Origin of the sequence: Photorhabdus caribbeanensis, assembly GCF_018448885.1 — a bacterium.
Taxonomy (GTDB): Bacteria; Pseudomonadota; Gammaproteobacteria; order Enterobacterales; family Enterobacteriaceae; genus Photorhabdus; species Photorhabdus caribbeanensis.
Window position 1 is genome coordinate 75,493 of sequence record NZ_RCWB01000016.1, and the last position, 14,384, is coordinate 89,876.

Sequence of the window (14,384 nt, forward strand, 5' to 3'; positions counted from 1 at the left end):
TTATATGGTCTAAAGGGATTTTTGATGGGGAAATCATCAAATAGAAGTACAGAGTACTTCTTTACAGGAAAATACTACGACGATAATGATGGTAATAGTATTACTGCTATTGGTGTTGGTGGTGAAATTTATGCTTATGGCGGAAATGATGATGTTACTGTTGGTTCATTTAAAGTCGATGTATACCACACAGATGGTGACCTTGCGGTAAAGGGAGCTTCAGGTTACACCGGCATTAGTAAAACGGGAAATGGTGGTTTGTCATTTGCGGGGGCTGCCGGTGCGGCTTTTATTAATCACACGGGTGATACGGGAAATTTAAATTATTCGGGTGCTGCGGGCTACAACAAACTGGTTCGTAAAGGTTTGTCTGGTGATACAAATTTTAAAGGGGCTGGTGGATACAATAAGTTATGGCATGAAACTAACCGGGGAAATTTAGATTTTGCCGGCGCAGGGGCATACAATGACATTGACCATACCTGGTTTAACCGTTATCAAGATTCTCAGGGAAATGTGACTTTTAATGGCGCAGGCGCTGCAAACAGCATCAGCTCACGAGTAGAGAGCGGTAACGTTACATTTAATGGGGCAGGTGCTGATAATCACATCGTACGTAAGGGTAAAGAAGGTAACATTATCTTGCGTGGTGCGGGGGCATCGAATCGCATTGAGCGTATACGCCAAAATAAAGACGAGTATGAACAGACCCTCGGTGATATTACTTTTGAAGGTGCCGGTGGTTATAACAAACTCTATTCTGATGTCGCGCATGGCAATATTAATTTCTCCGGTAGCGGTGCTTACAATGAAATCACCAGAATAGGCATGAATAGCGATTCCGATGGTGAGACACTGGAATTTGCTAAAGCTAAAGAAATCGTATTGACGACGGCAACGATGGGAGGAAGCTGGATTCAGGAGTCTCAGCAAGTTACAGGTATTAAATCAACTGTCGAACCGGATACCTATCTTTTTGCGTTTGCTGACAAAATGTACACTAAAATCAGCAAAGTCCAGCTTCAAAATAATCCCACCACGGGTAGACTCGGTTATCATGCCACTTCTTGGTACAAAGCAGGTAATCACCTTAAAGATCTTGCTGCGAAAGAAATTTCGTCAGGCAATGGATTTGTCGCGGTAAACGCTAATGGGGCTTACCGTCTCTCCAGTTTGGTTTTTGAGCATCAGCAACCTATCGAGATTCATGCTGTCGAGGAAAACCTATTGATAGATCGGTGGATAACCTATGCGGGCGGCATGATGGTTAAAGCAGAGGATATCTCGCTAGGCGATGCCAAAATGGGGGGATATGCGATCTCTTCTGATGGTAGCAAAGTCGATGTTTCCGCAGTCAAATCGAACCGGCAGCCCAATACTTATGTATATGCCAAAGTAATGGAGCCATATACCAAAATTGTTGAAGTTCAGTTGAAAAACGATCCTGATACAGGGCAACTGAAATACAAAGCAACAGCATGGTACAAAGCAGGCGACCATACGGGTAATTTGGCTAATGAAGAGCTTTCCTATGCTAACGGATATACCTCTATTGGCCCCGGTTACACGTTAAGCCAGCTTCAATATGACGTTAATACGGTGCGCCGTACCTCCCATCGATTAGTGCATAGCGAAGAATATAGCCAGCAAGACTTGGTAAAGTTATCCACAAGCAGTGGTTACGTTAATTTTAACGGTGCGGGTGGTGGAAACGTTATTAAATCTAATGTCACGCGGGGAAATATTAATTTTAAGGGCGCAGGGGCAGCGAATGTTATTCTGCACGGCTCAAAATTTGGCGATACCAATTTTGATGGCGCTGGTGCAGCTAACATCGTGGTAAAAAGTGGTGAAAAGGGCGATCTGACATTTCATGGCGCGGGTTTAGCCAATGTTCTGGTTCACCAAGGCCAGCGCGGGAAAATGGATGTTTACGCTGGCGGCGCGGTAAATGTTCTTGTGCGTGTCGGGGATGGACAATATCTGGCTCATCTTCTGTCCTATGGCAATATCTCAATTCACAAAGGCAGCGGTAACAGCCGGGTGCTGATGTTGGGCGGGTATAACACGCATACCCAAATTGGTAATGGCAATGGGAACTGGTCCGGTGCGGGTGGTTTTAACGTCATCACTCAGGCGGGAACAGGGAATATCTCTTCCATACTTTTAGGCGGTGCTAACGTACTGACTAAACTCGGTGCGGGAGATCTGGTTGCCGGTCTGTTCGGCGGCGCCAATATTATCACCCATCTCAGTGATGAGACTGAAACGGCCAACACCACTGCTATTGCGTTGGGCGGCGCTAACATCGTTACCAAGAAAGGGAAAGGCAATGCGCTGGCGGTGATGGGCGGCGGCGCGAACGTCCTCACCCATATCGGTGACGGCAATACCACGGGTGTTATGCTCGGTGGCGCGAATATCTTGACCAAAGTCGGACAAGGTGACACGACCGGCATCATGTTCGGCGTCGGCAACGTGCTGACCCATGTTGGTGACGGTTTGACATTAGGCGTGATGGCTGCGGCAGGCAATATCTTCACCAAAGTCGGGAATGGTACATCGATTGCGGCCATGATTGGCGCGGGCAACCTGTTTACCCATGTCGGCAAAGGGGATGCCTGGGCGTTAATGGGCGGCGCAGTGAACGTCTTTACCAAAGTGGGTGACGGTGATGCGCTGGCATTGATGGTAGCCGCAGGCAATGTGTTTACTCATATTGGGGATGGCGCAAGTGTTGCGCTGATGCTGGCAAAGGGCAATCTCGCCACGAAAGTGGGTAATGGCATGACGCTGGCGGCGATGATCGGCAAAGCTAATATCTTTACCCATGTCGGGAATGGCAATACCTTTGCCGCCATGATTGGCGGCGCCAATGTGCTGACCAAGGTCGGTAATGACCTGACCGCCGCCTTAATGATAGGGAAAGCCAATATCTATTCCCATGTGGGTAATGGCGCCAGTATCGGTTTGTTTGCCGGTGAACTGAACGTGATGACCAAAGTCGGTGAGGGTACAACGCTGGCGGCCATGTTTGGTAAAGCCAATATAATGACTCATGTTGGCGATGGCTTAACGGGCGTGTTAGCGCTGGGTGAGGCCAATATTGTCACCAAAGTGGGTGATGATTTTATGGGAGTAGTTGCGGCAGCGAAAGCGAACGTGATTACCCATGTCGGCGATGCGACGACCGCCGGTATCCTGTCAGGGAAAGGCAACATTCTGACCAAAGTGGGCGACGGTACCACAGTCGGTCTGCTTATTTCTGATGTAGGTAACGTGATGACCCATGTTGGCGGAGGCTCGACAGTGGGTTTTGCCAAAGGTAAAGCCAATCTGATTACCAAAATTGGCGATGGCACTGGGGTGAATGCGGTTTGGGGTGAGGCGAATATCCTGACTCAAGTAGGAAATGGCGACCGTTACAACTTCGCGAAAGGCAAAGCTAACCTTATTACCAAAGTGGGGAATGGACAAGAAGTCACCGTGGTGCAGGGGGATGCCAACATTATCACCCATGTGGGTAACGGTGATGATTACACTGGCGCTTGGGGCGAAGCCAATATCATCACTAAAGTTGGTGACGGGCGTAATGTGGTGCTGGCTAAAGGTAAGGCTAACATTGTCACTCAGGTAGGGAAGGGCGACAGCTTTAACGCCTTATGGAGCGAAGGCAATGTCATCACCAAAGTGGGTGACGGTGTGCAGGTGACGGCGGCAAAAGGCAAAGCTAACGTCACGACGACAGTGGGCAATGGCTTAAATGTCACTGCTGCTCATGGTGACGCTAACATTAATACTCATGTAGGTAATGGTGTTTCGGTTAACGTGGCATGGGGGAAATATAACCTCAATACCAAAGTTGGGGATGGTCTTAATGTTGCGGTCATGAAAGGCCAAGGCAACGCTAATATTCAGGTTGGTCATGGCTTAGGTGTTAATGCCTCTTATGCGCGCAACAACGTGGCGATTAAGATTGGTGATGGTGATTTTTACAGCCTGGCTGTGGCATCGAGTAATACAGAGAGCAACAAACTCGCCTCTTTCTTCGACAATATCAAACAAACTGTACTCGGGGTGGGGGGCAGCCAGGCGATTAACTATCTGGTGCATGGAGATGAAGCTAACACATCGGGCACTCACAAGGGCAGAGGTGCGATTAGCTTAACCGAAGTTTCTGCCATTAATGGTTTTAAGATAGATGAAATTGATCAAATTGGTTCGGATTTAAACGATCGCTTGAGTGGTTCTGTAACAGCGGTAGAAGCGCCTGATATTAACGTAATAGAAAGTTCTTTAGCCGGTTCGTTAAATCGAAAAACGCGATCGGTATCCGATCGGAACGAAAATCTGATCGTCAATGGTGACTTTGAACAAGGTAATCAAGGTTGGCAGTCAACTAATGGTGTTGAGGCGTATCATGCGGCGAGTGCTTACGGTCTTAATAATGCGGGTCATGGAAAGCGAGTCAGTGAACTTGATGTGAATGTTAACACCACGATTTCGCAGCAGTTGCAAAATCTGTCTGAAGGTGAAGTGGTTTCACTGAGCTTTGACTTTGCTAAACGTTCAGATCTTGCTTCAGGCGAAGGTATGGAGGTGCTATGGAATGGTAAAAGTATCTTCACAACCTCTGGCAACGAAGTTGAATGGCAAAACAAGGCACTGCAATTAACCGCACAAGAAGGTACCAACCGAATTGAGTTTAAAGGTACGGGCCGGAATGATGGGTTAGGTTATATCTTAGATAATGTCGTTGTAAAATCTGAGATGTCATTGATTTTGAATGGTGACTTTGAACGAGGTGATCAAAGTTGGCAGTCAACCAATGGCGTTGAAGCATATCACGAGGCAAGTGCTTATGGTCTTGATAACGCAGGTCATGGCTCACGGGTCAGTGAACTTGATGTGGATGTCAGTACCACCATTTACCAGGACCTGAAAAACCGGTCTGAAGGTGAAGTCATTTCATTAAGCTTTGATTTTGCAAAACGAGCAAATGATGTTATGCCTAATGAAGGCATGGAAGTTATTTGGAATGGTGAAAGTCAATTTACCGTTACTAATGGTGATACTGCATGGCAAAGTGAAACACTGGAATTAATCGCCAAAGCAGGTACTAACCGTATCGAATTTAAAGGTATCGGCGATAATAATGGTATTGGCTATATCCTGGACAATGTTGTTGCAAAATCTGTAGGTACATTGCCAGCCAATAGTGTTACTGAACATGCCAGGCAGGACCAAGCGGCCAGCAGTGCACTAAGTGATAAAGAAAAAGCTGAAAAAGATCGCCAGCTCCTGGAACAAGAAAAAGGGAAACAACTGGCAGCGATTGAAAAATCGAAATCTCAATTGGAATCAACGGATCAGGAAGCGCTTAACCAGAATGGGCAAGTGCAGAGTGATGCGATAAAAGAAGAAGCTCAGGCAGTTACTGAAGAGCTAACTGTAATAGCGGACAAATTTAGACAATTTAAAGATGACACTGATGATAGCCGTGAGCTAGATAGCCATTATCTCGACTACGCGGGTGGAATCTCTGAGGATATCCAGAAGAGATTGGATGATATCAAGCCTACATTAGAAAAACGACTGGCGGATATACATCGGGATACTCTTAATACCCAGCAAAAAGTAAAAGATGCCGTGGCGCTGTCAGAAGCAGGTGCCGAAAAAGGTAAACAAAATCGTGATAAGGCGATGCTTGATGGTGTAGACGCGCAATCCAAAGCGGATCAGAGAAAAGAAGAAGCGCTTTCACAACAGCAACAGGCAGAAACGGCGAAGGATAACGCCAATATTGCGTATCAAAATGCAGAAAGCCGTGGTAAGCGTGATACTGCGTCAGCGGAAAGTAAAGCGGCTCAGACCCAAGCTGATGCTAAAGGGGCGAAACTGAGTGACTCCAAACCTGTTCGCATAGGTGCAAGTGGCAGCGGCTTGTCAGGAGAAAAAGCCTATGAGTCAACGGGGGCGGGAGAAACTGGCAGCCATATTGATCCTGAATCGATGCCAGAAGCGAGAAATCAACATTATCAAGGACTGACCGAAGAAGAATTGCAAGCGTTGGAGGATGCAAAACATGCAGTTAACCGGTTGCAGATCAACGCGGGAATTCGTGCAAAAAATACTGGCGTTTCGCTTATTTCTCGGTCTATTGAAACACAATCTGATAGCATTGTGGCCCCTCCTTCACATGAGACGCGTGAACTCATTAGAAAAGCGCCGATAGTTTCTGGTATTGATCTGGAAGGATTGGGGGGCAGCAAAAAGAGAGCGATAGATTCTTCCATACTCAGTCGTGCACAAAAAGTCGCCCACATCTACCGTTGGCTTGATAATGGTGACAATAATGCATCGGACGAATATATTCCTGTTCCCGGATTTAAGCGTGTTAATGCAGATATTTCTGATAAAACCCGGCAACGGATAGTGACTTTTGTTGAACGGCATCTCAAAAATCCCAATGCCAAAAATAAAGTACCTGAAAATGAAATCGCGTCTTTAGCGAAACTGTTTGTTGACGCTACTCTGGATTATGACTGGGACAAGCGAGTTGAGTTTATTACAAAACTAGACAGTTATGGCTATAGCTTTGAACCTGCCCGCGATGACAAAAGTATTGTTTCATTCTGGTCTGGGAAGAGTTTTAGAAGGCATCGAGACGTTCTTGAGTCGGTACAACCGGATGGTAAGAAAATTGTTTACGATGTTGACGTGCAGGGAAACGCTTTTGCGATTCAACTCAATCAGCAACTCATGCGCTGGGGAATTATGTACCTCGCCGATCCTGAAAATAGTGAACATAAAGCGCTAAGAGCGGCAATTGATGCTGCTACGTATAGCAACACTGGTTTCTGGAGCTCGGTTTATGCCGCAGGATCACGTGGGGATGTTTATTTGATCTCTGAGGGAGGCTTACGTCTTGGCAACTATTTTTGGAATGTTGAATTACCTGTATTGCGTAAACTACAACGTGAAGGATTAGTGGGTGAAATTCGATTGTTGGATAAACCGGCAAGTGAATATAAAGGATTACCCGCAGAATCGATTGGCCGCAAATTAACAGAGGCGGGTATTGCTGTGCAGGCGCGGTTTGATGCTTTGACTATTGAAGAACAGAAAAAACGGCTGGCGGTTAACCCCAGTGGTTATAAAGCGGATACCGTTGTTGATCTCGATATTAAGCTCAGTGCTGTCGACACGATGTTGAATCAAGCATTGCCATTTTATGGATTACGTACAGAACGTAACTTATTGGTGCAAAAGAGTCATGAAGGATTTGAGGTGCGTTCATGGCCCGGTAATGGCAATGAATTTAAGCGAATTATTGTAAAAAATACGACCAGTAATAATCTGCTTAAAGCAGTTGAACGTTTTATTCTTGCTAATTACGACAATTATGCGCAATTACCTGATGAGTTATATTTCATTGAAGATCGGATTATATCTCATCATCAGGGACATACCCGAATTCTTACCGAGAAAGTGAATGGCATCTGGCAGCCCGTGCCAAAATTGATGTCAGTGAGTGAGTTCCAGCAAGCTGCATCTGTTGCGGGTAAAATTCGTGGTGACAGTTACCAAAAAGTGATTGATGCACTAGAGAGCTATCACCATATCCGACAGGGAAGAAAAGACTATGAACTGGATGTGATTGGAAAATTATCCGATTTGCGTCAACAGGTTGAAGGATATCTCTTAGGTCATCCTGATTCAGGTCGTGTACCAGCAATGAAATCCTTGTTGTCTCAAATTGACACGCGCTTTAAAGAATCGATGGTGCTTGCCGAATCCACTGTAACAATTCCAGAGCAAGGCGATTTCAGTAGTCTGTATGATAAGCTTGGCAGTGCCAATCTTAAGGATTCAAAACACCTTTATATTGATGAAAACGGTGATTTTGTCACTCGGGGTAAGGCCAATATTCATATTAACCAGAAAGCGGAAAATTCTGATAAAGCGGTTGAACAAGTCAAAGCCGCGGTTATTAAAGAGTATGGTCAAGATGTCTCAGATGCCGTTTTCTCGAATCTGAAAGCCAGTGATTTATCGAACGATGGTAAAGGTATTGATATCTCTGGTTTAAGAAAGATCCATCAGGCGATTGAGCAACATTTATCGCCAATAAGCGCCACACTGTTTGTTTGGAAACCGAGCGATCATAGCCAATTAGGTCACGTGGCAATGCAAATTGGTCAGGGGCGTGCGCATGTTAATGTAGACGCCGCAGGTTCTACCAATGAGAAAAATTATGTCAGTTGGTGGCCGTCATTGAACCATAGAACCCTTGAAGCTGATGTGGCCTTCGAAGAGCACGATAAATTCGGTTTGGAGAATGGTGATCGTAAGTTACAACGTTTCATTGAAAAACTGCAATTGGCACAAGGAGTAGATGTAACTTTCAAAGATGTTACTGAAAGCTTTGCTATGATGGCGTTGGAGAATCCCGAATTGCTGCAATCATCCGGTATTCCTGAACAGATATACCAGCCATTTGTTGAAATGTGGAATAATCGCGAATATGAAATGGCAGATGTTGGCAGGCTTTTTGCGGAAGAACTGCGATATCAAGCCGATAGAAATGTACAAGATCCCCAACTGGCAGAAAAACGTATTGCTAATGTCATACGCCAATTTAAAGAGCGTGAGTTGAAGAACATTGAGAACTTCAAAGGCAGCGAAGCCGATCAAGGGCGCGTATTCCGCATTAACCTTGAAGGTCTGGATGTGGCGGCAATGCAGGCAGAATGGAATAAAATCAGTAGTAACCCTGATGAGCATTATCAATTATTGATGAATAACTGTTCAAGTGTTGTTGCCAGAGTGTTAAAAGCAGGGGGAGCAGATAAACTTGTCGGTCATAAGTGGTTGCCAAAGCTTGGCACCTGGACGCCAACTGAGTTGTTTAACTATGCTCAGGCACTTCAGGAAGCTCAGCTTGAAACAATAGTGAAAAAACAAAGCCACTCTCCTGTAGAAGATTTAACCGCATTATCTGGAAAAAATAAGGCATTGGAAATGGCCGCCGTGGAAAATGGCGGCACTCCATTACTGAATGAACTTATTACCAAGGATGGCTTGCGTAAAGAAGCCAAAGTTTTTGCCAAACCGATTGGCCCTTCCTACCAGGGAATTCTGGATGAACTTGACCGCATTCATAATCTGATTGGAAACGAGCAGCTAGCAGCGGGCTTCAAACTGTATCAACGTATTACCCGTTACCTTGATGAACATCCTGATTCTAAACGTAATACCGCCTTAAGCAGCGTACAGACGCAACTAGGGGATATTATGTTTAGCGATGCATTACGGGAGGTACGTAGCCCGGTATTGGAGATAGCCCAAACTCGACCTGAGATGGCATTACGGATCTACCAGATTGCCCGTAATGAAGTCCGAGGTGATATGCCAGGACTGACAGATCTGATGGTGCGTTGGGTGAAAGAAGATCCTTATCTTGCGGCTAAGTTAGGTTATCAAGGGGAAATTCCTGCCGATCTTGCTTTTAATCCTAAATTCCATGTGGATTTGGGGGAGCAGTTTGATGATTTCAAACAATGTCTGAGTAGAGCGCAAGATAAGGGATTACTAGCTCATGCCCGGATTGATGAACAGAATAAGCGGGTTCATCTTGGCTACAGTTACAATGAACTGCTGGATATGACGGGATCTGAAGATGTGAAGATGGCGGTTTATTTCCTTAAGGAAGTCGCTAAGCAAGCGGACCCCGATTTTGCTGGTTCACATGAAGCGATTTTACTTAATCGGTTTGCTAATCCTGCCTATTTGGTGCAGTTGGAACAGGAGAGGCTGGCACAGATAGAAGCGATATATCACAGCTCCCGCCAGACAGATGTCGCGGCTTGGGACAAACAATATGCCTCAGACGCACTGACACAACTCAACCGCCAGCTTAGTGATGGGGCAGATCTGGATAGCCAGTTGTCGCTGTTGCTTAAGGATCGTCAAGGGTTGCTGATCGGTGAGAGTCATGGTTCAGATCTTAATGGATTGCGTTTTGTCAACGAGCAGATGGATGCATTGAAAGCGCATGGCGTAACCGTTATTGGGTTGGAACATTTACGTTCGGATTTGGCTCAGCCGTTGATAGATAAGTTCCTGGCAGGTGGAGATATGTCCGCTGAACTGGCCGCTATGATTGAGACCAAACATTTGCCTGCTAACTTATTTGAGCAGGCCAAAAGTAAAGGGATCAAAATCATTGCATTGGATAACAACAGCACAACTCGTCCGGCAATAGAGGGATCACAACATGGCCTAATGTATCGTGCTGGTGCGGCTAACAATGTGGCGGTTAAGCGTTTGGGACAATTGGCTGAGGGAGAGAAATTTATTGCCATTTATGGTGATGCCCATTTGCAATCCCATGAAGGTATTGATCATTTTGTGCCTGGCATGACTCATCGTCTCGGTTTGCCGGCCCTTAAAGTGGATGCAAATAACCGCTTCACGGCTCAAGCGGATGATATCAGTCTGCGCAAGCGTTATGACGATGTTGCCGATGTGCCGCGTATTCAACTGCTTAATAGTTTGCAAGCCACATCAGCGGTAGAGTTAGCTCATAAGCCCATTGAGCTATGGCAAACAGTAGCGGTAACACCACAAACCGATGGTCGGGAAACCCGCTTTGATGGTCAAATCATTATCCAGATGGAGGATGATCCTGTAGCCGCCAAAGCAGCGGCAAATCTGGCGGGTAAACACCCAGATTCCAGCGTAGTTGTTCAGCTTGATTCTGAGGGTAAATACCGAGTTGTCTATGGTGATGCCTCTCAATTTACACCATCAGACAAGTTACGCTGGCAGATTGTCGGGCATGGCCGTAGCGAATCAGAGCGGAATAACACTCGTCTGAGTGGTTACAGTGCCGATGAGCTGGCAATAAAACTCAAACAATTCACTCAGAGCTTTAGCCAGGCGGGTAAACCAGACCACATTAGCATCGTGGGTTGTTCGCTAATGAGTGATGACAAACGAGATGGTTTTACTCGTCACTTTATCACCGCCTTAAAAGGGCAAGATATTCATACGACGGTTTCGGCTCGTCGTAGTGAAGTTGCCGTTGATGTGACTGGCCGTAAATTTACCCAGAATGAAAATAATCAATGGATCAATAACCTGACTGATAACAAAGTCGTATTGAGTTGGAATGAAAAAGGCGAACTTGAAACTCATTCAGAGCGAGTGCGTCGTAATATTGCTGAAAGCGATATCAATCTTTCTCGCGTCGGTATGGTGGATGCAGATATACCAACCAAAGGTGCGATTGTGGATAATGTAGATATTTTCACCGCACCAGAGAAGCGCAAAAATAAAATTGAAACCGATTCAAATCATATATCGAATAACCAGCTAAGTTACTCGGGTAATATTCAGGTGGATGTAGGGAATGGTGAATTTACGGCGCTCAATTGGGGAACATCGAACGTCGGCATCAAAGTAGGTACTGGCGGCTTTAAGTCATTGGCCTTCGGAGATAATAATGTGATGGTGCACATCGGCAATGGCGACAGTAAACACAGCTTCGATATTGCCGGTTATCAGGCGCTTGAAGGAGCGCAAATGTTTATTGGCAATCGTAACGTCAGCTTCAACCAAGGCCGTAGTAATGACTTGATTGTGATGATGGATAAATCCCTGCCAACGCCACCGTTGGTTAATCCATTTGATGGCGCAGCCCGTATTTCCGGCGTATTGCAAAACATTGCCCATTCTGGTGAAGGGCAGGAGTGGCTAGCGGCGCAAGATCAGCAATGGACAATCGCTGGCGCGAAAAAATTTGTTCAGGATATGTCTGGTTTGGACCAAACCAGCAGCGTTGACTATAAGACTCTGGTTGATTTGGGTTCTCAGTATGAGCGTAGTAGCCGTGGTCTGAGAAGTGATACGGAAGCAGCGCTGAATAAGAAATTCAACCAGTGGCTAAGTAGTAATGGCAATAGCGTTGATATGAGCAAAATGAGCCGTGCAGATAAATTCCGCCAAGCCAATGAAAAACTGGCATTCAACTTTGCAGTAGGGGGCCAAGGGGCGGATATTCAAGTGACCACTGGCAACTGGAACTTTATGTTCGGTGACAATATCCAGTCGATTCTGGACACTAACCTAGGTTCGTTGTTTAGTTTAATGACTCAACAATACTCGACAACCGGCATAGCGAAAACAACGTTTACCTATAATCCGCAGGATTTGCCACGTCAGCTTAAGAATAAATTGCTTGGCCGGTTAGCCAGTGTGAATGCAGATACCACTTTAGCGGATATCTTTGGTGTGGATTACACTGCGGATGGTCGCATTGTTTCCCGTGGAGATGAGCCGGTGGATGGTGTGGCTATTTTAAAAGAGATGATTGAAGTCATTGGAAAATTCGGTGGTGAGCAACTGAAAGTTTTCACTGATCCAGATAAATTGCTCGACGGCCTGAAATCTCACCTCAATATGGGGACGGATGGCATTAAATCCTTTGCTGAGAGTCATGGCCTGAAACAGAAAGAGCCTGATGAAAATGAAAAAGCGCAGAGCAGCACGCCAGCGACTGTGGAGACGGAGAGTTCCAAACCAGAGCGTGCATTTGGTTTTCATTCGCTGAATTTGCCTAACTTGTTTGCGACGATGTTCAGCGAAGATAAACAACAAGAGATGAAGTCATTAGTGACCAATCTGAAAGAAAATCTAACCGCAGATTTGCTCAATATGGAGCAGAAAACGTTTGATTTCCTGCGTAACAGTGGTCATCTGCAAGGGGATAGCGATATTCATGTCTCGTTGGGGAACTACAACTTCAACTGGGGCGGTGATGGTAAAGATCTTGGCGCCTATTTAGGAGATAACAACAACTTCTGGGGGGGCCGTGGAGATGATGTTTATTATTCAATCGGTACTTCCAACATCTTTGCGGGTGGAGCAGGTAATGATCTGGGCGTACTGATGGGGCGTGAAAACTGGATGTTTGGCGGTAATGGCGATGATACCGCGGTGGTAGCCGGACGCATTAACCATGTGTTCATGGGGGAAGGTAATGACCAGACGTTTGTCTTTGGCGAAGGCGGCTTAATTAATACCGATAAGGGCCAGGATTACGTCGTCGCCTCAGGCAACTACAACCGGGTGGATACCGGAGAAGATCAAGATTATGTCGTGACTATTGGTAATAACAACCGGGTTGAGTTAGGTGAAAGCCATGACTTTGCCAGAGTATTTGGTAATGACAACCAAATTGACGGCAACGCCGGTAACGATGTGATTAAACTGTTGGGCTACCATGCGGTGATTAATGGTGGAGAAGGTGATGACCATCTGATAGCGGCCGCTATTTCGAAGTTCAGCCAGTTTAATGGCGGTGATGGTCAGGATCTGCTGGTATTAGGGGGTTATCAGAACCGTTTTCAGGGTGGTACCGGCGTAGACAGTTTTGTGGTCAGCGGTAAGGTAATTGACAGTCAGATTGATGATATCAATGCAGAAGATATGATTGTCTTTGACGGTATGGACTGGCAAAACCTGTGGTTCCAGCGTAGCGGATATGATCTGGTGTTATCAGTAAACCGCCATACTGAGGATAAAACTGCTCAGGGGGCATTTGAATCAATAGGTTCAGTCACTTTTAGCAATTACTTTAATGGTAATCGTGCCAAACTGGTGGCGCAGATGGGGGATAAGAATGCATCGGGGGAGCGTGAGTTTACGGCGCTCTCGGATAATGCGGTTGATACCTTAATCCAATCAATGAGCAGTTTTGCGCCGACAGCGGGCGATAATGGTTTTATTGAAAATTTGGACAATAAGGCAAAAATTGCCATTACAACGGCGTGGTCAGATACTACGATTGGCAAGGCGCAATTTGCGTAATGTAATTCGCTAGAATAAAAGGAAAACGAGTAATAAAAATGGCTCACAGAATTGGTGAGCCATTTTTTACTATTGAATAACGAATGTTCATTCTATTATCGGTTGTTCACTGACTAATGGTTATTTTTATTAATGAATTTCATTTGTTATTATTATTTCCTGACTAAAAAAGTAGGATATTATTATCTCATTTACTTATATTGTTTTAATCGTTATAATCTGTGTGGTTATTTATGGAAATGGAATAAAATAATTGATCGTAATTGATGAAATTTTATATCTTAGTTTAGTTGTTACTTTATTATCTTCTCTGTATTTTCAATATTATCGCGGGAAAAAAACATCTGCGTTAACGATTTTTTTGAATTTTTTATTTATCTCACTCAATGGATTCGTTTTAAGGTGTTTATAAATGCATCAAATTGAAACTTTTCTGAACTCGGTGTTTTCCTTGTTATATCCGGTTTATTAATAAATTACTTTTGGAAAAAAGTATGGCTGATAAATTC

General features: G+C 45.1%; 1 protein-coding gene. It reads left to right on the forward strand.

Annotated features, from left to right (window positions below; all coding sequences use genetic code 11):
- Positions 1–24 precede the first annotated feature (24 nt).
- Positions 25–13,875 (forward strand): MARTX multifunctional-autoprocessing repeats-in-toxin holotoxin RtxA, encoded by a 13,851-nt coding sequence (rtxA, locus tag EAE90_RS12530; RefSeq protein ID WP_214053777.1) that lies wholly within the window; start codon positions 25–27, stop codon positions 13,873–13,875.
- Positions 13,876–14,384 lie beyond the last annotated feature (509 nt).

Coding starts and splice junctions, on each gene's coding strand:
- rtxA (WP_214053777.1), top strand. CDS start 25: ATGGGGAAATCATCAAATAGAAGTACAGAGTACTTCTTTACAGGAAAA.